Raw genomic sequence first — 25445 nt, forward strand, 5'->3', positions numbered from 1 at the left:
AGCTTGATCTAGGGAAAGACAGACCAGAGGGAATAGGATCGGGTCTTTCCCTGGGGAACGCATTCTTTTAGTTCATTCCCAGTTCAAAACTCGACCCTATGGCAAGTTCAACGGCCCCGAAAGAGAGTAATTCCCCTTTTTCTAACCCCACCCTGAAGCTCCGTCGTCCTCCCTTATCCCTGCGTCGGTTTAGTGCTTGGGTGGTTGAAGTGTCAATGGTGGTGGTGAGTGCGGCAGTTCCCTATAGTTTGGGAAACCAGGTTAAAGATCGAGGGAATCAACCCCCAGTACCGGTGAATTCTATGGTAGCGACGGGCCAAGAGACGATCGCCAAAACCCTAGCCCTACAAATCAGCGATCGCCAACAACCGGTTTCTCCCCTCACCAACTTACTCTGGTCAGTCGCCTTTATTGCTCCCGTAGCCGTAGGAGGATGGCAACTCTATCTGCTGGGAACCACCGGCCAAACTTCCCCCAAACGCTGGTTAGGGGTGCGGGTGATCTCCTTTAATGGCGGCGTTCCGGGTATCGGGCGGGCTGTGGTGCGGGAGGCGATCGGGCGTTGGGGACTGCCCCTGGGGGTGGCCTATGGCATTTGGCGCTATAGTGGAGCTTTTCCGCAACTGGCAATTTTACTAGGACTATCGGGTTTAATGCTTACCGTGGAAGTGTTTAGCGGCCTCTTTGACCGCTATTATCGCGCTTTCCATGACCGCATTGCGGGAACCTATCCCATCTCCGAACCTCTCCCCATCAGCTATACCAGCTCGGAAGAAGACCCCCCTGGTGCTTTAGCCCTTATGCCTAAAACGGGGAAAGATGAACCCAGCTTATGGTATTGGATGCAAACCCATCCCGGTATCACCCTAGTGAGTGCGATCGCGTTAGGCTTGGGTTCTGTACTGATCACATTTGTGGGAACGCAAATTTTTATCCAGTCCCAAACCACGGTGCGCCAAGGGGATGCTCAGGATAATCAACTCTTCATTGAACTGGTGCAACAGCTTGACCCCTCAGTGGCGAATTCTGACCAAAAACGCCGCGAAGCTGTTTTAGCCATGGGTACGCTCAATAACCCAAAAGCCTACCAATTTTTAGTCGATTTATTGGTACAAGAAACCAACCCTAGTTTAGTCGATGCCATTCAACAGGCTTTGTTTAGCATGGGGCCCGATGCTCTACCCTATTTGCAACGGGCAAATTTAGCTCTGAGAAAGGACATGGAAACCCTCAGTCCAGGGAGTAGCCAAACCCAACAAAATACGATCCGCTTACGGTTGCGGGCGACCAAACAGGCGATCGTCAAAATCCTGACGATTGACCAAGGAAATCCCAACACCTTTTCTCTGGCGCAAGTTGATTTAGGCAAAACCTCTGCCCCCGTTGCCTTTGTTGCTGCCATGGAAAAAACCGATCTTTCTGGGATTAATTTTCGCGGTGCTATCCTCTCCCAAGCCAGCTTAAAATGGAGTCGATTTTATGGTGCTGGGGAAGATCAGCGCTTGGGTACATTTGATGACCTAATTGCCGATTTAAGTGGTGCAGACTTAAAAGAAGCAGATTTAACAGGGGCTGTTTTATCTAATGTTACCCTTCGCCGCACCAATTTAATTCGCGCTATCTTAAATAAAGCTAACTTAAATGAAGCACGACTAACGGGTTCAAATCTCAGTAGTGTCCAGTTAGCTGGTGCTACGCTCCAGTCTGCCCTCTTGGAAACCGTTAGTTTAACCGGAGCCGATTTAAATGATGCCAACTTCTCGTTTGCCAATTTACAGGGATCGCGCTTAGGACAAGTTCAGGGGATTTCCAGTCAATTTAAGTTTGCTAATCTCACAGAAACAACTTGGGAAAATGCCAATTTATCCCAAGCTAATTTCAGCAACGCCCAATTACAGTCGGCTGATTTTTCCCAAAGTCAACTAACAGGAGCTGATTTGAATAATGCCCAACTCCAAAATGCGAATTTTACGGGCGCAGTTTTAGTGAATGTAGACTTTCAAGGAGCAAAATTAGCGGGTGCTAACTTTGAGGGTGCTGTGTTTGAAGTCGGGGCAAAATCTCCCAACAAGGATGAATTTATTGAAAAACAATCTCCGGCAACAGCATCTAAAGGGTTTACAGGGGTTGATTTTAGTGAAGTCCAAAACTTAGATGAGAAGCAATTAAGTTATCTTTGCTCTCAAGGAGCCATTCACCCGAATTGTCAATAGCTTGGAGAATACCTGTTGGTTTGGTTTAGGGTGCGTTACGCTGTCGCTAACACACCCTACCATTTGTGCGGTAGTTTAAGTAAATTGATTCGCCCAATCTTTAATCCAATTGAGGGTTTGATGAACGTTTTCTAGGGTAGATGCTTCACAATAGAGACGTAAAACGGGTTCGGTTCCGCTAAAGCGAACCAGGAGCCAACTTCCATCTGATAATCGGAATTTGTAACCGTCAATGGTATTGCAGTCGGTGACGGTTTTGCCTGCTATTTCGGTTAGGGGATGGGTTTCTAATTCTTGTAAAAGACGCGATCGCACTTCCATACTGGCTAAGGGGAGATCGATGCGATCGTACATGGAGGAAAACCCGGTTTTTTCTTGTAATTTACGATATAAATAACCGAGGTTTTGCCCGGATTGCACGACGGCTTCGAGAACATAGAGGGCGGAAAGCAGGGCATCCCGTTCGGGGATATGGGTGTTATAACCAACACCACCGGATTCTTCACCGCCAATGAGAACGGACTGTTCTAACATGCGATCGGCAATATATTTATACCCGATCGCCGTTTCATAGACAGATAGGTTATAGAGTTGGGCGACTTTGGGCATTAGATCGGAGCCACTGATGGTTTTAACCACTTCCCCGGTAAACCCCCGTCGGGTGGCTAAGTGTTCAATCAGGACAGGGATCAGAACTTGGGTACTCATGTATGTCCCATCTTTATCAATGGCAGCGATGCGATCGCTATCGCCATCAAAAACTAAACCGGTCACTAAATCTGAACTTTCTCCAGAACTAGAAAAGGCTTTGATATCGGTCAATAATTGGGGTAAATATTTAGGCAGAGGTTCCGGCGCACCGCCATCAAATAGGGGATCGCGATCGCTATTTAATTCTCGAATATCCACCCCTAAAATTTGGGCTAGTCCTCCGGCTGCTGCTCCATGCATGACATCAGCAAACACGGTCAATTTACGTTGGATAATAGCCGATTGAATCGCTCCAATATCCACTTTAGAGCGCAGAATTTCACAATAGGAGGGCCAAGGATCGAACCGCTCTAGGGTTCCCGGTGCGGCGGCTGGGGGCGGATCTTGGTCGAGTCGAGCTTCTATTTTTTGGGTGACTTCTGGGGAGACGGAACCCCCAAAGGCTCCTTTGACTTTTAAGCCTAAATATTGACCGGGGTTATGGGAAGCAGTCATGACAATTGCACCGAGGGCCCCTTTTTCTTTGGCTGCCCAACTAAAGGCAGGAGTGGGGGCGTAGGTATTCGTGAGCAGGACATTAAAACCGGCATTTTGCATGGCTTCGGCAGCAACTTGGGCAAATTCTTCGGCTAAGAACCGGCGATCGTGGCCGACGATTATGGTACGGCTATTTCGATCGCCATATCGTTCTGCTAAAATTTGGGCGGCGATCGGGGCTACTTGAGCGACCCGTTCCATGGTAAAATCTGCCGCAATCACCCCTCGCCAGCCATCTGTACCAAATTTAATCGGGTTTTTAAAAGACATTCTTGCCATAAATGCTGCCTCTTTCCATAAAGACTTACTTCTTGAGTTTACCGCCAATTTTCGGCCCATCTGCTATCTAGAAAAATATCAATATTTATTACAAATTCTCTCAAAAGCAGAATAGAGCGCTCTGGGCTAGAGAACATACTGTAAAAGCGATTTTTTTTTTGCCCCTACTCCAGGATTAACGTTTAATTTCTGTATTTAAGCCAGATTTGATCAAATGTTGAATTTCTTTCACTTGAAAGCTATCCGCCAACTGTTGCAGCTTGAGCGCAAACGGGACATAGGCAGGATTATGGTTTTTCAGGGCGATCGCTTCTTTCCCCAAGCTATGAATGTTACCTCTTAGGGCTAAATCCAGCAATTTCTCTAAAATCTTCTGTTCCGGGAAAATCATCTGTTGTTCGAGATGATCATTTTCTGCTGAATGAACTATATCTTTCTGTACTCGTACCTCAGAATTTCCCGATCCTTGATGGGCATAAATCCATTCTAAATTCAAGTATTTTTGTAAGTATGAAAATAAGAGATCTACTTGTACAGGTTTGGGCAAAAAGGCATCGCCACCTACTTGTAAACTTTCTTCTTGATCGGCGGCAAAAACCTTAGCAGAAGACACAATAATCGGTATATTTTTCCAGCGATCGGATTGGCGAATATGTTGGATTAAATCTAAGCCATTCATCACCGGCATCATAATATTAGTAATCAGCAAATCAGGTTTATTATTCTGCATTATCTTCAAGGCTTCCTCCCCTTGATTGGCTTGAAGACACTTAAACCCTACTGATTCTAACAAACCGACGATAACTGACCGATTTTCCCACTTATCATCGACCATAAGAATCGTTTTAACTGCTCCTTGAAAACCGACAATTTTTCGATCTTGATGAGCATAAAAATTATCGGTTGCTTGAGCCGCGACCGTTAGGGGTAAATCAACCCAAAAGCGACTTCCTTCTCCTAAGCTACTGTCTACCTGAATTTGACTGCCCATCAATTCTGTAATTCTTTGACTAATGGTTAAACCTAAGCCAGTCCCTTCTAATCTTTTTTTTGCTTCTCCCACTTGCTCAAAGGGTTCAAAAATGTGTTTAATTTGGTCATCAGACATGCCGAAACCGGTATCTTCTATTTCAAAATGAATCCAGATTTTTTGATGAATAGTCAAAGTCTCCCCTTTAGAGAACTGATTGATAACCTTAAAAATTACTTGTCCTCGATCCGTGAATTTAATCGCATTTCCCAGTAAATTAATCAAAACTTGTCGCAGACGCTTTTCATCGGCATAAGCACCAACGGGTAGAAAGGGATCGGGCTGATAGATAAATTCTAGATTTTTTTGTTCTGCTCGCAAGCGAAATATTTCCACAATCCCCATCAAAAATGAAGGAAAATGAAAATAAGTGTTTTGTAGTTCTAGCTTTCTAGCTTCAATTTTTGATAAATCTAAAATATCATTAATTAAAGTTAGTAAATGAGAGCCGCATTGATGAATAATATGAATTCCATCAACTTGAGATTTGAGGAGATTATCCGATCGCTGGAGAATCTGCGTATAGCCTAAAATTCCATTGAGGGGAGTCCGTAATTCATGGCTCATGTTGGCTAAAAATTCACTTTTGGCTTGATTAGCACAATCGGCAGCAATTTTAGCCTGTTCCAATTCTTGGGTGCGATCGCGAACTTTTTGCTCTAAGGTCTGGGAATACTCCTGTAATTTTATATTCGCCTGCTGCAATTGCCGTTGATAGCGGCTATTCATAGCGAAAATGGCAGCAACGGTTAACCCAGAGAGGGGGGCAATCACCGGCATCCACCATCCCATTAAAAACGCACCATAGCCCGCCCCAAAGATTGTCAAGCCACTGACACTGACCGCTACAATGGTGAGACCGGGAAAACTGCGGGTTGGGGAAAATTTTATGGTAGGGAGTATCCAACTTAACAGCACTCCCACCTCAGACCAAAAAAAGACCCAGAGACCTTTTAAGGGTAAAGATAATACCAATAATAACGGGCGGCCATCTAGGGCAGAACTTAACATTAAGCTGGCAATATTGGCATGAATAAAGACTCCAGGCATTGGCTCGGAGGTCTCTTGATTGCGATTACTGTAGGGGGTATGAAAAAAATCGTTGGTACTTTCGGCAACAGAACCCATAAGAATGAGGCGATCGCGAATTAATTGGGGATCAAAATCCCCTTTAAGCAATTCTGTAATGGTGATGGAGTCAAACCGATCTTCAGTTCCCCGATAATTCAGCATAATTTGATAGCCGCCCAAATCCGCTTGGCGATAATTGCCATTTTGAGAGGTTAAAGGGCGAAATATTGCTCTTCCTAACCCATAAAACTTGCGCTCTGAATCAACCGTCTCTAGTTCAATTCCTTCCCCGCGTAAATAATCCAAACCCGTTCGCACACCCAAAGTCGGTAATAATTGTCCCTCTTCATCCACAGACACAATCAGCGCTCGCCTGACTTTAGAATCTGCATCTACCACCAAATCAGCGAGGGCAACTTGCTGGTTTTCCTCAAGGGCAGAAGGGGACGCAACCCGTTGTCCCACTGCCTTTTTAATGCCGATTAAATGGGGAGTTTGAGCCATAACCTGCATCCATTCTTGAGTCCCTGGAGCCACCGGTAGATCCCGATATAAATCTAAACCAATCACCCGCGGATGATGTTGATTGAGAATAGAAATTATTTGGGCTAATGTAGCATCACTGAGGGGCCAAGTGCCCATTTCATGGATATCGCGATCGTCAATGGTGATCGTGGTAATGCGTGGTTCTGGATCTTCCAGAGGACGATAGCGGAAAAATTGGTCTAGGGTTGCCCATTCGAGCAGTTGAAATCCTCCAGCCATTCCCGCAACCATCACCGTAGCGGTGACACTCGGAGCAATGGTGAGCAAGGGTTGCCATTGCTGAAAATATTGCTTGAGATGATGCCACATAGGGAGATCTTTACTGTTGCCACGGAGTATGCAGAGTTTAAGGTTGGGATTTGAGGATCGGTTGATCGGCGATCGCCTCTAGTCCAACAGATGATAATAGCTCTGTCCAATTTTCGGTCAACATTGGATTATCCGGTTGTTGTAATTTTAATTGCACTAAAGCAAAAACCGTGTCATACCAGAGTTGGGCTTGAGCGAGATCTTCCACTTGCTTTAAAGACAGATCGGAGGAAATAGAATACTCTTGTTGGGGTAAGCGACGAATCCACCCAGTATATTCTGGACTATCGGGTTGCAGCATTTCCCCGCAAATGAAGGCGATCGCCCATTTATAATTGACATTTTCTTTTAAAGCAGGTGCATCTTCTGGCAGTTGAAACCCCATAATTCCAGGGGTTCCTGGTAGCTCCATTTCCTGTTGATAATGGCTCTCTCCCGTTTCAGTTTGCAGACTAAAAAACACCTTTTGAGCTGGACTTTGGGGAACATAGATATAAATCGTTGGCTTGGCAGCCACCGTAAACCCGATTTGGCTCTCTGGAAGTAGAGGAGTCACGGGGAGCAAACCCTCTTGAACAGAAACACACTGCTGTAGATCGCGAGATCCTCCCCCCAATGTAGAGTCGGGGGCTGGATCTTCTGGAGGTTCAAAGATTACCGCTTGTGTTGAAGGGGCGATTAAACTCAGGGTAACTGCTGCGATTAAACTCAGGGTAACTGCTGCGATTAAACCCAGCAGTGGGGATCGCGAAACGGGATAGGCAGGTCTCATGATCAATCCTTGGATGAGGGTTTACAGGGGGCTTAGTTCTATTGTGCTGGCTTTTCCGATAAAAATCCAACAAGTTTTGGTAAAGAATGACAACCATTGCTTGAAGAGTTGATGAAGCGATCGCTCCCCTTCTCCTGGGCGAGAAGGGGTTAAAATGCCATAGAATCCTTAAGTATTCTGAAGTTTATCAATGAATTCCGCCTTAATTCCTTCAGCCTGATTGTTATCAATTTGACAAGTCCCGGCATTGGCATGGCCTCCCCCTCCATAGGCCAACATCAGCTCGCCAATATTCAGGGTTGAAGTCTTATTTAAAATCGATTTACCCATAGCAAAGACTGTATTTTGCCGTTTCAATCCCCACATGATATGCAGGGAAATATTACAGTCAGGATATTGGGCATAAATCATAAACCGATTTCCGGCATAAATGGTTTCTTCTTTACGCAGATCGATGACTACCAAGTGATTATAGGCTTGGGAACAGCGCTGTAATTGTTGCTTGAATTGTTCCTGCTGTTGTTGATAAAGATTGACTCGCTCTTGGACATCCGGGAGGGCGAGAATTTCGTCAATGGTGTGGGCTTTACAATAATCAATTAATTCCATCATCAATTGATAATTGGAGATTCTGAATTCTTTAAATCTGCCTAAGCCGGTGCGGGCATCCATGATAAAATTGAGGAGAACCCAACCGGTAGGATTGAGAATTTCTTCGGCAGAAAACTGGGCAGAGTCGGCTTGATCGACTGCCTTCATCATCTCTGCGGAAATATCGGGAAACTTTTCTTTTCCGCCATAATAGTCATAGACAACTCTAGCGGCAGAAGGAGCATTCGGATCGATAATGTAGTTGTCTGGTTTAGAGTCGATGCGTAGGGTTTCGCTCAAGTGGTGATCGAACACCAAGTGGGCCCCTGGGACATAGGGTAAATTGGTGGTAATGTCGCGATCGCTAATTTCCACTTTGCCATCCTGCATATCTTTCGGATGCACAAACTTAATCTCATCAATCAAATTCAGCTCTTTGAGAAGAACCCCACAAACCAACCCATCAAAATCACTGCGAGTAACTAACCGGTATTGTGAATCAACCATTACCAACCTCTTATTAAATAACGAACTGCCATCAACCAGGGACTCTGGGATAATCTTCGAGTATAGTATAGTCAATAGCCGTGCTATCAACCAATTAAGAAACTCATGAGACTCTGGATTAGCTGTTTTGTCCTGTTATTAGTGTTAGCTGAAATTATTCAACAGCTCCAAGAGCTATCGGTTCCCCTTCCTGTGTTTATAGTTGCCGGGGGACTCTTGGCTGTTGCCTCCAATTTTGAGCAAGCCAGGCAATGGACTCAAAAAGCGATCCGCAAACCAGAGACTAACCCGGCTGAACCGACGGAAGGGATTGACGCGATCGATGTTACCAGCTATGAAGTTATTGATGACCCACTAGATGGGGGGATGGGAGGATAGGGGTCAATTGTTAATTGTTTCGGCTGTCACCGACCTGAAAATGTTTAAGTTTTAATTGAATTGACCCCATCAGAACCTAATCCACTCTCTCAAGTTGCCATAGGATCTGATTTCCCTCACGTCGAACCCTAGAAACTACCCAGTTTCGCCAAACCCAGTGATCGCCGCGACTCGTTACCGCACTGGCATTGACATCCATTAAATCTGCCAACTCTGAGCTAGTAATGAGATAAGCATGACTGGCAATTTCGTCAGCAATGCGTAAGGTTTCGATCAGGTTTCGCAGTTGTCCAACTCGTACATCACGGGGCAAATTCTCCGTACTGTCGGAGGAAAGAGGATTAGAAGAAGCGCTTACATCTGTCATGCCACTGTTCAAAGCAACATCCGTGGATTGTAGCGCGTTCTGCCCATTTAGGGGGGAAAGGGTCGATCCCTTGTGAGTATCTAAAGCTTGTTTTAAGTTAGGAGAGCGACCACTGGCAAAGGCTTTTGCAATCGTATCACAGCGTTCATTATCGCGATCGCCCCTATGGGCTGGCACATATTCCCACACCACCATCTTCGAGTTTAACTGGTCTAAACTTTCCCACAAATCTTGATTTTGTACTGGTTTTCCTTGAGACGTTTTCCAGCCCTTATTTTTCCAGCCCTGAATCCATTGGGTAATCCCCTTACGCACATATTCACTATCTGTAAACATCGTCACCACTTCAGTCTGACCTAAAGCCACCACCAACCTTAAACCGGCGATCGCCCCCTGTAACTCCATACGGTTATTCGTCGTATCCGCCTCTGATCCCCCCATTTCATAGACAGAGCCATCCGTAAAATTGACAACTACAGCCCATCCCCCTGGCCCAGGATTTCCTAAGCAGGCTCCATCGGTGTAAACGCTTTTAACCTTACGTTCAGATTCCATTAATTGCACAAACATCTCAAGTTAAACCTAGACCTTATACTATACTCTGCTTTTCCTGGCCCTAAGCCTTCTCCATGGTAAAATCTTCCCAGACTTCTTACTCCCCCAACCCATGCCTTCCGATCTTCCCCGCTCCAAACCTGGGCGCAAAACCTCCCTCAGTCTAGAAAAATATGCTCGCCTCAAAGCCGAAGCTAAAGCTCCCTATCGAGGATTACGTCAGTTTATTTACGCCACCTTTGCCACATCCGGTTTCATCGGAGCCTTTATTTTCCTCGCTAAACTCGCTTCCGGAGAAGATATCAGCACCACTTTAGGCAACCTAGCCGTGCAAATTGGCGTAATTGCCCTGATGGTATGGCTTTATCGTCTGGAAAACCGAAAATAAATTATTCCCCATCCATAACAGATGGGTATAGGCAGAGGCAATTTAAGCTGACGAATCCATGGGAAATGCTATATACTAAAGCCCCATATCCCCAGTTACCCTAAAAGGAGCAATCATGGCCATTGCCCTGCAACAAGCCATTGAAGTCGGAAAATATTTAGTCACCCAAAGACTATTAGGGCGCAAAAAATTTCCCCTCGTCTTAATGCTCGAACCCCTATTTCGGTGCAATTTGGCTTGTACTGGATGTGGTAAAATTCAGCATCCCAAAGAAATTCTCAAACAGCATCTTACCCCAGAACAATGCTTTGCTGCCGTAGAAGAATGTGGTGCGCCCGTAGTTTCCATTCCCGGCGGAGAACCCCTCTTACATCCACAAATTGGGGCAATTGTCAAGGGATTAATTGAGCGCAGAAAGTTTATTTATTTATGCACCAATGGATTACTCCTAGAAAAATATTTAGACCAGTTTCAACCCTCCCCCTATTTAACCTTTAGCATTCACCTAGATGGCTTACGGGAACAACACGATCGCTGTGTAGACCGCGAAGGCGTATTTGACATCGCCGTACAAGCCATTCGCGCTGCTAAAGCCAAAGGATTCCGCATCACCACCAACACCACCGTATTTGAGGGCACTAACCCCCAAGAAATGCAAAAATTCTTTGACTTTCTCGCCACCCTAAACGTTGATGGCATGATGATTTCTCCTGGTTATAGCTATGCCTGGGCCCCTGATCAAGATCATTTCCTCAAACGGGAACAAACCAGAGCGCTATTCCGGGAAATTCTCGCCCCTTTCAAATCCGGCCAAAAAAACTGGAATTTCAACCATAATCCCCTATTTTTAGACTTTCTCCTCGGAGAAAAAGACTATGATTGTACCCCTTGGGGAAGTCCCAGCTATAGCGTTTTAGGTTGGCAAAAACCCTGCTATTTACTCAATGAAGGCTATTATCAAACCTTCCAAGAATTGCTAGATCAGACCGATTGGGATCGATATGGTCACCGCAGTGGCAATCCCAAATGCGCCGATTGCATGGTACATTGTGGCTATGAACCCACCGCAGCCGTTGATGCTTTAGATCCGAAGAATATGGGGCGCTCTTTTGGTTCCCTATTTGGCATAGCGCGTTAAACCCTATGTCGGGTTAAGGCTCCATAATGCCTATCAGGGATGAATAACATAGGTAAAATATTTGCAAGTGTAACAAACTGAAACAAAACCCATCCGTTGTCAGGGTGCTAGATTTACAATAGTTAAAGACGTTGTAATTGAGAGATTAAAAACTCCCAATTTCTCCATGAATTGATGGAGTAGATGCGATAGGATTCATCCCTCTACAATCACCTATGAGTAAGGCCAGCCAGTATAATCATTCTCAAAATCCTTTTCAACCCTTATCTGATTTAATTGCGAGTCATGAAGAGTGGTTAATGCATCAAATCTTGCACTATGCCAAGCAACAGGGATATGCAGTCTATACCTCAACCTTAGCTGAAGCTTGGCGCGTGTCGATTTGTGGGTTATCCGAACCTTTGATAGAGGCGATCGCCGAAAATTCTGGCATTCAAGAATTAAGTCCCAATCCCTCGCAAACACCAGATATTGGCACTGAGTTTGGCATGGTAGAAGCGCAACGCCATCGGAGTCGAGGAATCACTATCGAGTTATTTTTGGGGTTATTTAAATATTATCGGCAATCCTATCTTGATTTACTCGACATGGGAAATTTTAGCCCCCACCAATGCCAATTATATCGCTTATTTATTAACCGTTTTTTTGATAGAATTGAGCTAGGATTTTGTGGAGAATGGGTGAGTCAAAATCTTAATCAATCTATCGTAGAGCTACAGGAAGAAAATCGCAATTTAGCCAATATTAAGAATAAGTATTTGACCTTATTTGAAAGCCTTGCCGATGCAGTATTTTTATTGAATCAAGACAATAAAATTGTTAACTTAAATGCCTCTGCTGCCCGCACCTTTACAGAAATGACTGTTCCAGGTTCCCTTTATTATAGCCCAGAACCGATTGAACTCGAACTGCCTTGGCTCAATCAACAGGTACTCAATTTTATCAACTCCGAGGAATCAGAACAGCGCTATGAAACTCAACTCTGGACTCAGACAGGTCAACGCTGGTTTGAAGTCAAATTTAAGCGGATGTTAGATGTCAGTGGTAAATTTACCGGCACAATTGCCGTGTATACTGATATTAGCGATCGCTATCAAGCGGATCGAGACCTGCGTCAAAGCGAACAACGGCTCAAAAATATTATTTCCACTCATATTCATGGCTTAGTGGTCTTAAATCAAAAAGGGCAAATCATTTTTGCTAATCCAGTGGCAGAGAACTTATTAAACCAGAAAAAAGAAGATTTAATTGGAACTTACTTTGCCGTAGACAGATCAGGGAAGACTACAGAAATAGTCTTAGAAAAATGGGGACAAGTCCCAGTTATCTTGCAAGTGAGAGCTGTAGAAATTCCTTGGGAAAAAGAAATGGCTCATTTGGTTTCCCTGATTGATATTACCAGTCTCAAAGAAGCTCAAGAAAAATTACAAATTCTCTATCAAGCGTCTGAACAAAGTCCTGCTTCTATCGTCATCACTGATGCTGAGGGAAATATTGAATATGTGAATCCCAAATTTGAAAAAGTGACGGGCTATAGTGCCGAAGAAGTCAAAGGACAAAATCCCAGAATTTTGAAATCCGGTCATACCAACGATCAAGAGTATAAGATGATGTGGGAAAGGATTGCATCCGGACAAGAATGGTATGGAGAATTTAAAAATAAACGCAAGAATGGCCATCTCTTTTGGGAATACGCTTCTATTTCGCCCATTAAAAACCTTGAAGGAGAAATCACCCATTTTGTTGCCGTCAAAGAAGATATTACCCAACGCAAGCAAAATGAGGCACTCCTAGAATATCAGGCTAATTATGATATCTTAACAGCCTTACCGAATCGGATCTTAGCACGGGATCGCCTTCAGCAAGCTATTGCCCAAGCCGAGCAGAAAAAAAATCAGGTGGCGATCTTACTTTTAGATCTCGATCATTTTAAGCAAATCAATGAAAGCTTAGGCCATGAACTCGGTGATGAATTGCTGCAAGAAGTAGCCCAAAGACTCCTTCTCTGTATCCAAAAAAGCGATACTCTAGCGCGATTAGGGGGAGATGAATTCTTGATTCTTCTACCTAACGTTGAGTCCATTTACGATCCTGAAAATATTGCCCATAATATCTTGCAAGTCTTTAAGACATCCTTTGAGATTCAAGGAGAAGAAATTTTTATTTCTGTCAGCATTGGGATTACCCTATATCCTGATGATGGACTTGATGCAATCATGCTCATGAAAAATGCTGATTCTGCCATGTATGAAGCAAAAAACGAAGGACGCAATACCTTTAAGTTTTTCACCCCTAAAATTAATCAGCAAGTGCAGACGCGCAACTTAGTCCAAAAATATCTGCGCCATGCTATTTCTCAAAATGAATTGTATATGGTCTATCAACCCTTTATTGACCTGAAATCTGGATGTGTTGTGGGTGCAGAAGCCTTAATGCGATGGTCGAATCCAGAACTGGGTGAAGTTAGACCCGACCAATTTATTCCCATTGCCGAAGAAACGGGATTAATTGTACAATTGGGAGCTTGGGCCCTAGATCAAGCCTGTGCAGAAGTGGCTCAATGGCAAGAGTTTCATCATGATTATCCCCTCTGGGTTGCGGTCAACTTATCTCCCCGCGAATTTCGGGAATCTAATTTTATCAATGAGATTTTGGCAACTGTTAAACGCTATCACCTGAGCAACTATTGTTTAGAGTTGGAAATTACCGAAAGATTGCTGATGGAAGATATTCCTAATGCCAAAGAATTAATTCAAGAATTACACGATCGCCAAATTCGGTTAGCGATTGATGATTTTGGCACTGGATATTCTTCTCTAAGTAGTCTCAAACGCTATCCTTTCCAAGTTTTAAAAATCGATCGCTCTTTTATTACGGAAATTCCCGAAGATCCAGAAGCGGTATCTTTGGTAAAAACGATTTTGGGAATGGCCCAGTCCTTGAGCTTAAAATCGATCGCCGAAGGAATTGAAACGGCTGAACAGCAAGCATTTTTGCAAAGCTTAGGTTGCGACTATGGGCAAGGCTATTATTTTAGCAAACCATTAACGGCTGAAAAGTTTCGGGACTATCTTAGGGGAATAGGGAGATAGGAAGATGGGGGAATGGGGGAAGATTACTCATTACCCATTACCCATTACTGAGTTATTTCCGGCTGGCTAAAAAGCGAGCAGCGAGAACACCTCCAATGAGTCCAAAGAGGTGACCTTCCCAGGAAATACCGGGTTGTCCGGGAAGGACACCCCAGATGAAACCCCCATAGATAAAACCGACAACTAGGGAAAGGGCGATCGAGGCTATATTGCGCTCAAACAAGCCTCGAAAGAGTAAAAACCCCAAATAGCCAAAAATTAAACTACTCGCGCCAATATGAAAGGCTGGGGCCCCAAAGAGCCACACCCCACCCCCGGCAACTAACATCGTAATGGCGGTGACCCAAAAGAAATCTGTGGTTTCTTGCACCATCACCAACCATCCCAAAATGAGAAACGGGCCCGTATTGGCGATTAAATGGGGAAGATTACCATGCAAGAATGGAGACCAGAGGATGCCGCGTAAACCGAAAATATGGCGGGGATAAATGCCATATTGATCCAGTTTGCCTTGATAAAAGAGCAAATCCACAATTTCCACTACCCAGAAAGTGGTGACAAACCCAGCCAAGATCGAGATCTGGGTTTTTAGTTCATTAACGATCGCCTTTCCTTCCTGACTACTCATCTTTCATGACTCAAAGGATATCTTCTCCAGGGTAACAATTTCTCTGGGCCTACTGGCGAAAATAGGCCTTAAAAATGGCTTGAGCTACGGGTAGAGCCGTCGCCCCACCATAACCGCCATTTTCCACCACAACGGCGATCGCCACTTGGGGGTCACTAACCGGCCCATATCCCACATACACCGCATGGGATTTTTGCCCCAAAACCTCCGAAGTCCCCGTTTTTCCAGCCGTTAGGGGAATCGTGCCATCATTCATCCCTCGTCCCGTCCCCTTTTGCACCACAGCAACCAAACCCTCACGAATGGCCCCTATTGTGCCAGGAGATAAACCGGTGGGTTCCGGTTTAGTGATTTCTGTATTCGTTTGCGAAGCCAATAAATGGGGTTTAACCCGCATTCCCCCATTAGCAATACTACTCACCATCACCGCCAACTCCAAGGGAGAAGCCAACACCAACCCCTGACCAATCGCCATACTCACCGTATCGCCGCTATACCAAGGCTCATCATAGAGTTCTTGCTTTTGTTCGGGGGTGGGAACAGAACCATTACGTCCTCCCTCCAACCCCAATAAATTTAAGTCTGTGGTTTTACCAATTCCCATCTTCTCGGCCCATTCCGCAATTGCCTCTACCCCCGCTTCCATCCCCACCTGATAGAAAAAGGTATTGCTGCTGTAAGCCAAAGCATCCCGAAAACCAATCACCCCATAACCGCCGCTATGTTCGTGGAACTCAATACCTCCCACCGTAATATAAGCGGCAGTCATCAATGTAGAATTGGGGCTAAACTTACCGGACTCCATCCCTGCTGCTGCGGTGACAATCTTAAATGTACTCCCTGGAGGATAACCCTGAAGAGCGCGATTCAAAAAGGGTTCATCTTCCCCCTGTAGCTCTTCCCACTCCTGAGTGGTGACGCGACGGGTGAAAATTTGGGGGTTAAATGTCGGCCCGCTCGCCATCGCTAGGACTCCCCCCGTTTTCACATCGAGGGCGACTACCCCACCCCGGCGATTTCCTAATGCTTGTTCGGCTGCCTTTTGCAACTCTAGATCTAAGGTGAGCTGCACCGAGTCTCCAGAGCGAGGCTCATCTAAGCCTAATTCTCGTAACTCTTCTCCTTTCGCATTTACCTCCACTAACCGCCCCCCCCATTCTCCCTTGAGCTGCTGATTGGCTAACCGCTCTACGCCCATTTGTCCGACAATCATCCCCATGGGGTAATCGGGATTAGCTTGCAGTTCTTCTAGGGTGGCTTCTCCCACATAACCAATGACATGGCTGGCTAGGGTTCCATGGGGATAGAGGCGATTGGATTCTGAGCGAATTTCGATTCCTACTGGGTCTAATTCGGAAAGAGCTGTAAATTGCTCTAAGCTCAAATTGCGGTAAATGCGAATGGGTAAGCGAGATTGATAATCATCAGCGGCCAGTTTTTCGATAATTTCCTTTTCTGGAATATTAAGAATAGTGGCTAATTGTGGGACTGCTGCTTTCCAGGCTTGTGGAGATCGCCCCTTGGGCCAAACATAGACCGACCGCGAAAGACGATTAGAGACTAATATTTTTCCCTGGCGATCGAAAATATTGCCCCGGTCTGAGGGCATAGGAACTTGGCGAATGCGATTACTGTCTGCTTTTTCTCGATTTTCTTCTCCATGAATAATTTGCAGTTGGCTTAATCTCCAAGTATACGCAGCGAAAATACTGGTAAAAATTAAAACAAAAGTCAAGGTTTGAGGCAACCGTTTACGGGCGATTTTGGCTGGTGTGCTTTGGGCAAACCAAGAAGAAATAGAAGTCATAGAAATTGGGTTTTGTTGTTTCTTCGGGTTATTGTTTTTTTCTACTGCACCCTAGATCGATCCGGAGGAATCACGGAACCAATCGGCAACAATTGTTTTTTTTAGCACTCTATGACAGGACTGTGGAGAAATCTTTATTATCCGCTCAACTTTCAGTCCTGTGGGTCATGCTAGAATCACTCTCAATTCTTTTTCTTATTTAAACCGAAAGAGGTGGATTATGCCACGAACTTGGACAGATTCGCTCAAAATTGGTATTCCGTTACTCGACATTCAACATCAACAACTGCTCGATGAAATGGATCGGTTATTAGAAAGTTTAAAAACAAAAAAATCGAACCAGGAAATTAAAAGTATTTTAAAGATGTTAGATGGTTATGTAGCGGTTCATTTTCGCTATGAAGAAGGCTGTATGAATAATTATCAATGTCCTGTTGCTTGTGATAATCAAAAAGCCCATCAGAATTTTGTGCAGATGTTGACCCAAATTAAGGGAGAAATTGACACTCATCAGAATTTCGATCTAGTCGCCAATAAAGTCCAGAAAAATTTACTCGATTGGTTTGTGAATCATATTCGCGGTATTGATAAACAGTTGGAACCTTTGGTGAAGTAGAATAAGCGTATGGTTAGTTAGTTGGGGAGATGGGGAAATGAGCAGGAGACTCTTACTTATTACTCATTACCCAACAATCGCCGCTTCGATTTCCTCTGGAGCGGTGGGAAGTTGCGCCGTTAGCACCTCGGAACCTTGGTCTGTAACCCATACATCATCCTCAATGCGAATGCCGCGCACATCCTTAAATTGGGCGAGTTTTTCCCAGTTGACCACATCATTATATTGACTGCCCAATTGGGGATTGTTTAAGATAGCGGGAACTTGATAAAATCCGGGTTCAATGGTGACCACCATCCCCGATTTTAGAGGACGATTTAAACGCAAAAATTGTAAGCCAAAGCGATCGCTTCTTTTGCGTCCTGGAGCATAACCGGCTAAATCCCCCAAGTCTTCCATATCATGGACATCTAAGCCCAGTAAATGACCGATACCATGGGGAAAAAACAGGGCGTGGGCATCCCGTTCGACCAAGGTTTCTGGATGGCCGATTAAAATGCCTAAATCCACTAATCCTTCCGCTATGGCCAAAGCTGCCTCTAAGTGGATTTTCTCATAGTCTTGACCCGGTTTGATTTGGGCGATACAGCGATCGTGGGCGGCTAAAACCACCTCATAAATTGCCCGTTGTGTGGGGGAAAATTGCCCATTCACCGGCCAAGTGCGGGTAATATCGGCTGCCCATCCGCCCAGGGTTTCTGCTCCCGCATCCACAAGCAATAAATCACCAGGGGTTAAGGGATGGGGGGAGCGATCGCAATGTAAAATCTCCCCATGAACTGTAACAATACTGGAATAGGCTGGGGTCATTTCATGGGCGATAAAGACCCCTTCAATGAGCGATCGCACCCTAGCTTCCGTACCCGCTCTCATCGTTCCCCTCATCCCCGCTAAGTGCGCTTCCACACTCACCTTCACCGCTTCGCGAATTTCTGATAACGCCGGTTCGTCATGGCACAAACGCAACTCAACCACCGCCCTAGCCAACTCTAAATCTTGACCCTCTAGAGGAGAGAGAGAACGGCCTAAAATTTGCCCCTGTTGCTGGCGAGTTGTCCAATCTTGCACCGGTAGCGTCGCCCCATGGTTCGCCCTCTCAGCTAAAGCAGACAAGGGATAATGGGCATCCGCACCCATCCGTTGTGCCCATTCAGCACCCGTCGGTTGGGGGCCATGCCACAATACAGAACCTGGCTTAGGATCGTCAACAAATAATTCTAACTTGCCTTGATCTAGACGAATCGCTGCATCGGGAATGGAGAGACCAGCAAAATAGAGAAAATGACTATTGGCGCGAAAGGGATAAACATTAGCCCGAAAGTTGCGGGGACTCGGTTGACCTGACCACAAGATAACCGGAAAATCGATGTGTTGACAGAGGTGAGAGCGGCGCAATTTCATTAGGTTAGCCAAAATCATAATCTTTCAAGTAGACAAGGGACAAGGGACAATAGACAATGAGCAATGGAAAATTAAAGACCAACTATAACATTTTCCTATTTATCCAACGGTTACGCCCTCATCCCCCTGCCCCCTTCTCCTGTGGGAGAGGGATTTAGGGAGAGGGCATCCATTATCCCCCCATCGCCTGAACATGCCATGAGTACGCTGCTGAAACAAGTGCGGGCCATTAATCCCATCGCCCAAACTGACCAAATTCAAGATGTATGGTTAGACCATGGCGAAATTAAAGCCATGGGTGACTCCATTAATCAGTATCCCCCAGATACCGAAGTGCATGATGGCCAGGGGTTGATTGTGGGGCCGGGATTGGTGGATTTGTATAGTCAAAGCGGCCAGCCAGGGTTTGAGGAGCGGGAAACTCTGGAGTCTTTAGTCCATGCGGCTAGGGCTGGGGGATTTATTCGAGTGGGTATTTTGCCAACCACTGACCCCCCCATCGATAACCCGGCAACGGTGTCTCTGTTGAAGGGGAAAACGCCCCAGATATTGGGGGTTAAGCTCTCTTTTTGGGGGGCGCTCACCCAAGGGGCAAAGGGACAACAGATGAATGAGTTGGGCGAGTTGGCGGGTGCGGGGGTGGTGGGGTTTAGTGATGGTGGGGCGATCGCCAATTTACTGCTATTGCGCCGACTCTTGGAATATGCGGGGCCTTTGGGTAAACCGGTGGCGATCTGGCCGTTGGCGCTAGATTTAGCGGCCGATGGGGTGATGCGCGAAGGGCTAATTTCTACTCAGTTAGGCTTACCGGGAATTCCCGCAGCCGCCGAAACCGCAGCATTGGCGGCGCTTCTGGAATTGGTGGCCCAAATCCGTACCCGCATCCATATTATGCGGGTGTCTACGGCTCGATCTGTGCAATTAATCCAGGAGGCGAAGGAAGGGGGGCTTCCGGTGACGGCGAGTACCCCTTGGATGCATTTGCTCTTGGATACGGAGGCGATCGCCCCCCATAATCAAGGTGGATTTATTCCCTACGATCCCAGTTTCCGTCTGGCTGCACCTTTGGGCAATCCGGAGGATCGAGAAGGGTTGATTTGGGGCATTCGTCAAGGGGTGATTGATGCGATCGCGATCGATCATACCCCCTATACTTACGAAGAAAAGACGGTGGGCTTTGAAACTGCTCCGGCGGGGGCGATCGGGTTAGAATTAGCCCTACCCCTACTCTGGCAAGGATTAGTAGAAACTGGGGCACTTTCAGCCGTGCAATTATGGCGCAGTTTGAGTACCCATCCCGCATTATGCTTAAATCAAACCCCACCCAGTTTAAATGTGGGTCAACCAGCCGAGTTAATTGTCTTCGATTCCCAAGCCCCTTGGACTCCAGATCGCAACACTCTCAAGTCTCTAGCCCATAATACCCCTTGGTTGCATCATCCTTTACAGGGTCGAGTGATGCGCCGATTTGATGGGTATCCTGAGATTAATGAACGGAGTTGATAGGCTATTATAGTCTCGATCAAATCAATCAGATTCTTAGGAATGATGATGCGGTTTTGTTATCAGAAGGCGATCTCTTTTTGTGGTTTCAGGTGGTGGGAACGGCGAAGTTTCGTTTTTGTTGTCCTCTTGTTCGCTACCTGGAGCTTCGTCATCAGTTGCAGCTCATCCGTGAACTCAGTCAAAAACTTGCAACTGGGTCAAGGAGAGCAGATTATTGTTTTGGGTGATAGCATTGCCTCTGGCTATGGACTGAACCCAGAGCAAGCTTTTCCTAGTGTTTTAAGTCGCCGGTTGAATGTGCCGATTCTGAATAAGGGGGTAGCAGGAGATACAACAGCCATGGGTTTGGCACGTCTGCAAACTGATGTGCTGGATGAAAATCCCTGGTTGGTGATGGTGGAGTTGTCTGGGAATGATTATCTACAGAGCATCGCAGAAACCGAGACTGAGAAGAATTTGCGGCAAATTATTACCCAGATTCAAGCTCAGGGGGCGATCGCCGTAATTTTGGGCATTAATGTGGGAGTCGTGGGAGATAAATACGATCAGATGTTTGTGCAATTGGCAAAGGAAACACAAGCCTATTTGATCCCTCAGATTCTCAAGGGTTTGCTCAGAGAGGAGAAATACCGACAAGATGATATCATTCATCCCAGTGCTGCTGGCCATGAGATCATTGGCGATCGCATCTTTGAAGGTCTACAACCCTTACTCAAAGCGGCTAAGATTCCCCCAAACCTTGAGAATCTGGCGATCGAGCCATAAGCAAAAGTGTTAACCTTTGTAACGTATCAGGGGTCTTCCAAAGAACCTGGTAAGATACCTGTCGAAACTCTCCGATCTATATTAAGGGACATCGTTATGAGCTGGGAAACTGTGCGCCGACATCTTTCGGAATTAGCGGAATTAATTAGTCAATTGGAGTATGAGAACTTCAACGCGGAACAAAAGAAAGTCAAAGCTTCCCTAATTGAGACCTATGAAGCTATGAGAACCAGTGTCATAGAAGAGTATTGGCGCGAGATTGAGATGAAAGGCGCTTATAGGTCAGAAGAAGGGGGATTAATTGGGGTGGCAGAAGAATTAAAAGATGTTTTAGAGGCTGATGGCAATTATTTAGGTAAAACTCAAGAAGCAGTTGATGCCTTTATGGCGGATGTGCAGAAGTTGCGCTAAACCTTGGGAGAGTAGAGATAAGCGAGGGTTTGCCTCTACCGGTTGACTAGAGGATCTGGCGTAAATCGAATTCTGAGGGTGACTCTTGGGGATGCCTTTGTTTATGCAACATCAGGGGAAGATGATGGGTAATATCAATAATACCGCGCAACTCCTCTTGTAGGATCTGTAATCCCCCATTGGCATATTCTTCTAGGATCTGAATTTGTTTGGCGAGCGCCTCTTCAGAGGACAGGGAAAGCACACTAACATCCTCCGTTGTGGCGATCGCCAATAGGCGAATGGCGCGATCGTATCCCCGCGAGCGAAAAACATCCCAAGCAATGGGAGCAGGTTCTTTAGCAATCACATCATCCAGGGGCACAGTTTGATGGCGCTCATATCCTAAACTAGCCGCAAACATCACCACATCTGCATAAGTTTCAAACGGTGCATTATCTTCATCAGACTCCACCAACCGCTTAACCAACTCTCCCTTATCCTTCGCTAATCGAATGCGGTAGACTGCCATCCTAACTTTTCCCCCTTCAGAAGGTGAGTAGGGACGATATTCGCCCCAGTATCGCGATTATGCTTTCTGAAACCCTAAACCATGCTCTTTGCCGTAGCGTTCCATAAAGCGCATAAACCGATCCCACTCATCCTCTCCCCTCATCACATAAAAGGCTTCTACCGTGGTGGGTTCACCATCAACAAACTTAGCGGTTACCTCCCGACTGATGATTTCCCCTTCTTCATCAATCAGATGTAAGCCCGTGACTTCATCGGTATTGCCTTCCTTAAAGACGGTGGGATCGGAAAAAATAAATGTTGCTGTACCACTACTTTTATCTTTAGCACGGGTTAGACGCACTTCAGGAACATCTTTTTCTGTGATTCCTTTGGTTAACTGGATTTCTGCCATATTTTTTGTGATTTAGGGTAATTCAAACCAATTGAAGGTATTTTACTATCATGTCAGTCCCAGGGAACTTGTGCAACTTAGGCACTGGGTGTTGCTAGGGAGTATGGGGGAGAATTTGGCGAGGATACCTCCTCTCCATTCAATCCTGATGGCTAAGGCATACATCTAGTTGACTTACGTCTTCGGTTTGGGTTTGATTAATTTGGCGATCACTCGCGATCGCCTTAATTCTCCCACTAAACGGGCTGCTTGATGAAGATAGAGCCGTTTCGGCAAGATTTTGGGCAGATTATCCATCAACTCACGAGCTAGGCTTAAACTATATCCAGAAATCCGAGCAATCACATTGGCTCCATCGAAAGCCGCATCCCTGGTTGGAGCAGAATCGATCCGAACTTTCCAAGTTGGGGTAATGATGGCTCCTTGTTCAATTCGTTTTAAGCCTTCAATGGAAGACAATACCACAATGCGATCGCCCACTCCCAACCGCAGATCGTCAGAAGGCATCAAGGTTGCCGTTTCTGGTGGGGTTTGGTGAAGAAGCACCACCACCCGATATCCATAAGCTACTTCACCAATGAGTAATCCATGTAATGTATCAATTTCTTCAATTTGATATTCTGTAACTAAAATGGTTTTATGATAGCGAAATAAACTAATAATATTTTCACCAAATGCTGCTCCCGCAAAGGCTTCTGCTGCCACTTCATAGGTTCCCAAAATTTGTATATTGGTTAATAAATGACTTAAATATTGGCTTAATCCTTGACCATATGTGCCCATTACTAAACGGGTATGGGGATTTAACCGCCGCGCCATCAGGGCAATTTCTAGATTCAGCATTTCATTATCGGTAGTGATAATTACACTTTTAGCGGTTAACACATTGGCTTTGGTCAGGGCTTCGGTTAAGTTACCGACAATGAGAGGAATACGGGGTAATAAACCCTGATCGAAATTGGGATTAAAGGGAATAGCCACGAGGGCTTGTTCTAGATTATCTAAGAAACCGGCGACTTGTTGGCCGAGGCGATCGAGTCCTACTAAGATTAAATGATCGGTTTTAGGAATGGGAGGACGGCGACGCAACAATTCAAATTTAGATGAAAGAATCGCTTCGGTAAGCAGAGCATACAGAACGCCCACAAATGCAGTTCCTACTAAAGTGAGGGTAAAGGCAAATAACTGTAACCCAGGATGAATTTTGGCGATCGGTTCCAATTGTCCAAATAATTCTCCATAGTCTCCGAGTAAAAGAATCCCAGTGGCATAAAAGGCATAAATCCAAGTTGTATGGGCATAGTAAGACTTAAATAAAACCGTGCCTAGGATCAGTAAAATGATGACAATAATACCATTGATTGCAGCCACTTTTCGCACGCCAGTCATGAAGAAAGGGGTCTTAATTTTTTCCCATTGAAACTGCCAAAATTTAATATCTAACAGTTGTTTTTGTACAAAGTGAAGAACTTTAGATCCGATCGTTTCAGGTGTTCCTCGTTCAGACAAATTTCTCCTGAGTAGGGGTGCTTGTCGCTTATCGGTTAAGGAAAATTTTTCCACGACTTCCACATAAACAATCCGATCGCCAGGTTTCACTATGTCTTTGGGATTCCATCGATAAAAATGGGGGACTAATTCCGGTTTAGGAAGGTAAAAGAGAACCCGTCGTTTAGTGGTATTCAGGTCTTGAAGCGATCGCACATTACACCATCGATGACCCTCTTCAAGTCGATCGGCAATGACCTGGAGATTGTGACCCTCTAGCTCAAAAAAACCCAAGGTTTCTGCACCCAAACCCGCTAAACCAAAGGCACTGGCGATCATTTGCGTAGGTTCGGCTGCAAAAAAGTTACCCAACTGTTCCCTCAACAGTTGATTCAAGTTATGGGCCGCAGACCGCACCACAATTCTGACATGGGGATTGAGTTGCCTTACAGCTAAAGCGGTTTGGGCATTAACTTCTGCATTACTGGTGACAATTAAAACGGTTCGACAGGTTTGAATTTGAGCTTGTTCGAGAATGTGCAGTTGGCGACAGTCTCCTACAATTAAAGTATCTAATAATTCAGGAACTGTCGATAATTCCCACGGAATAGGAGAGATTTGTTCAATGGCACTGACAACGACTCCAAAGTTTTTCAAGGCTATGACACATTCTTGACCAAGACGACCTAATCCACAGATCAAAAAGCGATCGCCATGGGACTCTGGAGCATTGACTTCTGGTGGTAAGGGTGAAAGGCTTGACATAACCAGGTTTCTCGCTTGAGGAATGGGGAACAGGGGTTGAAACTTATGCTTCAAAAATCTAACTTAATTCTCTTCTATATCTTCAATTCGCCGAACAAGTTTTTTCACAGGTGAGCGATCTTTTTCACTCATTGGAAGGTTGCGGCCAAATATAAATTAAGCCTGAAATCCAGGTAAGGGCGACAGCACACCAAAAGAAGATTAAGATGGGTAAAGTCCAAGAAAGGGGAGTTGGCGCAATTAAAAAGGCGATCGCCCCAATTTGCACTACAGTTTTCAGTTTTCCCCAAATATTCGCCCCCGAAACCTTGGTTTGATTGACGCGCCATCCGGCGATCGTCAATTCCCGCGCTAAAATCAGAAACACTCCCCAAGCAGGCACTTCTCCCAACTCCACCAACGACAACAAGGGCGCTAACACCAGCAACTTATCCACCAACGGGTCTAAAAACTTACCCATCTCACTGACTTGATTTAACCGTCTAGCCAAATAACCATCCAACCAGTCCGTTCCCGCAGCCACCAAAAACACCGCCAAACAAAACCAGCGCCGCTCCACCGTCGGCTCCAGCAACCCGTAGAGCAGAAAGGGAACCCCCAGCAAGCGAGAAAATGTAATCCAATTCGGAAGCGTCATATCAATTAAAAACTATCTTAAGTCCGTTGAATC

21 protein-coding genes are annotated in these 25445 nt (G+C 45.5%); 9 read left to right on the forward strand and 12 right to left on the reverse strand.

The window, feature by feature from the left end:
• Nucleotides 1-98 precede the first annotated feature (98 nt).
• Nucleotides 99-2213, forward strand: coding sequence for a pentapeptide repeat-containing protein (locus tag AC3FZD_RS11725; protein WP_488736201.1), 2115 nt, complete (start codon nucleotides 99-101; stop codon nucleotides 2211-2213).
• Nucleotides 2214-2288: 75 nt separating this feature from the next.
• On the opposite strand, the gene AC3FZD_RS11730 is transcribed toward AC3FZD_RS11725, so the two are convergent.
• From AC3FZD_RS11730 to AC3FZD_RS11745, 4 genes are all read right to left on the reverse strand, one after another.
• Nucleotides 2289-3740: a phosphoglucomutase/phosphomannomutase family protein gene (locus tag AC3FZD_RS11730; protein WP_488736202.1), complete on the reverse strand. Its 1452-nt coding sequence runs from the start codon at nucleotides 3738-3740 to the stop codon at nucleotides 2289-2291.
• Between the two features lie 175 nt (nucleotides 3741-3915).
• Nucleotides 3916-6696 carry a CHASE2 domain-containing protein gene (locus tag AC3FZD_RS11735; RefSeq protein ID WP_488736203.1) on the reverse strand — a complete coding sequence of 927 codons (2781 nt, stop codon included), beginning with the start codon at nucleotides 6694-6696 and terminating at the stop codon, nucleotides 3916-3918.
• A 37-nt stretch (nucleotides 6697-6733) separates the two neighbouring features.
• A complete protein-coding gene (locus tag AC3FZD_RS11740) occupies nucleotides 6734-7468 on the reverse strand; it encodes a DUF928 domain-containing protein (protein WP_488736204.1) in 735 nt (244 codons plus the stop codon).
• Between the two features lie 168 nt (nucleotides 7469-7636).
• A complete protein-coding gene (locus AC3FZD_RS11745; protein WP_488736205.1) occupies nucleotides 7637-8566 on the reverse strand; it encodes an exopolyphosphatase in 930 nt (309 codons plus the stop codon).
• Nucleotides 8567-8671: 105 nt separating this feature from the next.
• On the opposite strand from AC3FZD_RS11745, the gene AC3FZD_RS11750 reads away from it, so the two are divergent.
• Nucleotides 8672-8944 carry a hypothetical protein gene (locus AC3FZD_RS11750; protein WP_488736206.1) on the forward strand — a complete coding sequence of 91 codons (273 nt, stop codon included), beginning with the start codon at nucleotides 8672-8674 and terminating at the stop codon, nucleotides 8942-8944.
• 76 nt (nucleotides 8945-9020) lie between these two features.
• Here AC3FZD_RS11750 and rnhA read toward each other — a convergent pair whose 3' ends face one another.
• A complete protein-coding gene (gene rnhA / locus AC3FZD_RS11755) occupies nucleotides 9021-9881 on the reverse strand; it encodes a ribonuclease HI (RefSeq protein ID WP_488736207.1) in 861 nt (286 codons plus the stop codon).
• A 97-nt stretch (nucleotides 9882-9978) separates the two neighbouring features.
• Here rnhA and AC3FZD_RS11760 point away from each other — a divergent pair, with 97 nt between their 5' ends.
• From AC3FZD_RS11760 to AC3FZD_RS11770, 3 genes are all read left to right on the forward strand, one after another.
• Nucleotides 9979-10254, forward strand: coding sequence for a DUF3493 domain-containing protein (locus tag AC3FZD_RS11760; RefSeq protein ID WP_488736208.1), 276 nt, complete (start codon nucleotides 9979-9981; stop codon nucleotides 10252-10254).
• Between the two features lie 115 nt (nucleotides 10255-10369).
• Nucleotides 10370-11392 (forward strand): adenosyl-hopene transferase HpnH, encoded by a 1023-nt coding sequence (hpnH, locus tag AC3FZD_RS11765; protein WP_488736209.1) that lies wholly within the window; start codon nucleotides 10370-10372, stop codon nucleotides 11390-11392.
• Nucleotides 11393-11607: 215 nt separating this feature from the next.
• Nucleotides 11608-14484, forward strand: coding sequence for a sensor domain-containing protein (locus AC3FZD_RS11770; protein WP_488736210.1), 2877 nt, complete (start codon nucleotides 11608-11610; stop codon nucleotides 14482-14484).
• Nucleotides 14485-14536: 52 nt separating this feature from the next.
• Here the strand turns inward: AC3FZD_RS11770 and AC3FZD_RS11775 are convergent, their stop codons facing one another.
• A complete protein-coding gene (locus AC3FZD_RS11775) occupies nucleotides 14537-15112 on the reverse strand; it encodes a rhomboid family intramembrane serine protease (RefSeq protein ID WP_488736211.1) in 576 nt (191 codons plus the stop codon).
• Between the two features lie 49 nt (nucleotides 15113-15161).
• Nucleotides 15162-16919 carry a penicillin-binding protein 2 gene (gene mrdA / locus AC3FZD_RS11780; RefSeq protein WP_488736212.1) on the reverse strand — a complete coding sequence of 586 codons (1758 nt, stop codon included), beginning with the start codon at nucleotides 16917-16919 and terminating at the stop codon, nucleotides 15162-15164.
• A 220-nt stretch (nucleotides 16920-17139) separates the two neighbouring features.
• On the opposite strand from mrdA, the gene AC3FZD_RS11785 reads away from it, so the two are divergent.
• Nucleotides 17140-17535 (forward strand): bacteriohemerythrin, encoded by a 396-nt coding sequence (locus AC3FZD_RS11785; RefSeq protein WP_488736213.1) that lies wholly within the window; start codon nucleotides 17140-17142, stop codon nucleotides 17533-17535.
• A 66-nt stretch (nucleotides 17536-17601) separates the two neighbouring features.
• On the opposite strand, the gene AC3FZD_RS11790 is transcribed toward AC3FZD_RS11785, so the two are convergent.
• A complete protein-coding gene (locus tag AC3FZD_RS11790) occupies nucleotides 17602-18936 on the reverse strand; it encodes an aminopeptidase P family protein (protein ID WP_488736214.1) in 1335 nt (444 codons plus the stop codon).
• 198 nt (nucleotides 18937-19134) lie between these two features.
• Here AC3FZD_RS11790 and AC3FZD_RS11795 point away from each other — a divergent pair, with 198 nt between their 5' ends.
• From AC3FZD_RS11795 to AC3FZD_RS11805, 3 genes are all read left to right on the forward strand, one after another.
• Nucleotides 19135-20439 carry a dihydroorotase gene (locus AC3FZD_RS11795; protein ID WP_488736215.1) on the forward strand — a complete coding sequence of 435 codons (1305 nt, stop codon included), beginning with the start codon at nucleotides 19135-19137 and terminating at the stop codon, nucleotides 20437-20439.
• A 171-nt stretch (nucleotides 20440-20610) separates the two neighbouring features.
• Complete coding sequence (locus AC3FZD_RS11800) at nucleotides 20611-21207, forward strand: GDSL-type esterase/lipase family protein (protein ID WP_488736216.1); 597 nt, start codon at nucleotides 20611-20613, stop codon at nucleotides 21205-21207.
• A gap of 96 nt (nucleotides 21208-21303) precedes the next feature.
• On the forward strand, nucleotides 21304-21618 hold the full coding sequence (locus AC3FZD_RS11805) for a hypothetical protein (protein ID WP_488736217.1): 315 nt from the start codon (nucleotides 21304-21306) through the stop codon (nucleotides 21616-21618).
• 46 nt (nucleotides 21619-21664) lie between these two features.
• Here AC3FZD_RS11805 and AC3FZD_RS11810 read toward each other — a convergent pair whose 3' ends face one another.
• The 4 genes from AC3FZD_RS11810 to pgsA form a co-directional block, all read right to left on the reverse strand.
• Nucleotides 21665-22129 carry a DNA phosphorothioation-associated protein 4 gene (locus AC3FZD_RS11810; protein ID WP_488736218.1) on the reverse strand — a complete coding sequence of 155 codons (465 nt, stop codon included), beginning with the start codon at nucleotides 22127-22129 and terminating at the stop codon, nucleotides 21665-21667.
• 57 nt (nucleotides 22130-22186) lie between these two features.
• Nucleotides 22187-22522 carry a photosystem II reaction center protein Psb28 gene (psb28, locus tag AC3FZD_RS11815; RefSeq protein ID WP_488736219.1) on the reverse strand — a complete coding sequence of 112 codons (336 nt, stop codon included), beginning with the start codon at nucleotides 22520-22522 and terminating at the stop codon, nucleotides 22187-22189.
• A gap of 174 nt (nucleotides 22523-22696) precedes the next feature.
• Nucleotides 22697-24775, reverse strand: coding sequence for an NAD-binding protein (locus AC3FZD_RS11820; RefSeq protein WP_488736220.1), 2079 nt, complete (start codon nucleotides 24773-24775; stop codon nucleotides 22697-22699).
• A 124-nt stretch (nucleotides 24776-24899) separates the two neighbouring features.
• Nucleotides 24900-25412: a CDP-diacylglycerol--glycerol-3-phosphate 3-phosphatidyltransferase gene (gene pgsA / locus AC3FZD_RS11825; RefSeq protein WP_488736221.1), complete on the reverse strand. Its 513-nt coding sequence runs from the start codon at nucleotides 25410-25412 to the stop codon at nucleotides 24900-24902.
• Between the last annotated feature and the right edge of the window lie 33 nt (nucleotides 25413-25445).

Source organism: Roseofilum sp. KMC-1 (assembly GCF_057802075.1).

What these genes read in the sequence shown, in the direction of transcription:
- AC3FZD_RS11820 (WP_488736220.1), bottom strand. Translation starts at nt 24,775, where the DNA reads ATGTCAAGCCTTTCACCCTTACCACCAGAAGTCAATGCTCCAGAGTCC.
- AC3FZD_RS11810 (WP_488736218.1), bottom strand. Translation starts at nt 22,129, where the DNA reads ATGGCAGTCTACCGCATTCGATTAGCGAAGGATAAGGGAGAGTTGGTT.
- pgsA (WP_488736221.1), bottom strand. Translation starts at nt 25,412, where the DNA reads ATGACGCTTCCGAATTGGATTACATTTTCTCGCTTGCTGGGGGTTCCC.
- AC3FZD_RS11805 (WP_488736217.1), top strand. Translation starts at nt 21,304, where the DNA reads ATGAGCTGGGAAACTGTGCGCCGACATCTTTCGGAATTAGCGGAATTA.
- AC3FZD_RS11740 (WP_488736204.1), bottom strand. Translation starts at nt 7,468, where the DNA reads ATGAGACCTGCCTATCCCGTTTCGCGATCCCCACTGCTGGGTTTAATC.
- AC3FZD_RS11775 (WP_488736211.1), bottom strand. Translation starts at nt 15,112, where the DNA reads ATGAGTAGTCAGGAAGGAAAGGCGATCGTTAATGAACTAAAAACCCAG.
- mrdA (WP_488736212.1), bottom strand. Translation starts at nt 16,919, where the DNA reads ATGACTTCTATTTCTTCTTGGTTTGCCCAAAGCACACCAGCCAAAATC.
- AC3FZD_RS11745 (WP_488736205.1), bottom strand. Translation starts at nt 8,566, where the DNA reads ATGGTTGATTCACAATACCGGTTAGTTACTCGCAGTGATTTTGATGGG.
- AC3FZD_RS11785 (WP_488736213.1), top strand. Translation starts at nt 17,140, where the DNA reads ATGCCACGAACTTGGACAGATTCGCTCAAAATTGGTATTCCGTTACTC.
- AC3FZD_RS11750 (WP_488736206.1), top strand. Translation starts at nt 8,672, where the DNA reads ATGAGACTCTGGATTAGCTGTTTTGTCCTGTTATTAGTGTTAGCTGAA.
- AC3FZD_RS11790 (WP_488736214.1), bottom strand. Translation starts at nt 18,936, where the DNA reads ATGAAATTGCGCCGCTCTCACCTCTGTCAACACATCGATTTTCCGGTT.
- rnhA (WP_488736207.1), bottom strand. Translation starts at nt 9,881, where the DNA reads ATGTTTGTGCAATTAATGGAATCTGAACGTAAGGTTAAAAGCGTTTAC.
- psb28 (WP_488736219.1), bottom strand. Translation starts at nt 22,522, where the DNA reads ATGGCAGAAATCCAGTTAACCAAAGGAATCACAGAAAAAGATGTTCCT.
- AC3FZD_RS11730 (WP_488736202.1), bottom strand. Translation starts at nt 3,740, where the DNA reads ATGGCAAGAATGTCTTTTAAAAACCCGATTAAATTTGGTACAGATGGC.
- AC3FZD_RS11770 (WP_488736210.1), top strand. Translation starts at nt 11,608, where the DNA reads ATGAGTAAGGCCAGCCAGTATAATCATTCTCAAAATCCTTTTCAACCC.
- AC3FZD_RS11725 (WP_488736201.1), top strand. Translation starts at nt 99, where the DNA reads ATGGCAAGTTCAACGGCCCCGAAAGAGAGTAATTCCCCTTTTTCTAAC.
- AC3FZD_RS11795 (WP_488736215.1), top strand. Translation starts at nt 19,135, where the DNA reads ATGAGTACGCTGCTGAAACAAGTGCGGGCCATTAATCCCATCGCCCAA.
- AC3FZD_RS11735 (WP_488736203.1), bottom strand. Translation starts at nt 6,696, where the DNA reads ATGTGGCATCATCTCAAGCAATATTTTCAGCAATGGCAACCCTTGCTC.
- hpnH (WP_488736209.1), top strand. Translation starts at nt 10,370, where the DNA reads ATGGCCATTGCCCTGCAACAAGCCATTGAAGTCGGAAAATATTTAGTC.
- AC3FZD_RS11760 (WP_488736208.1), top strand. Translation starts at nt 9,979, where the DNA reads ATGCCTTCCGATCTTCCCCGCTCCAAACCTGGGCGCAAAACCTCCCTC.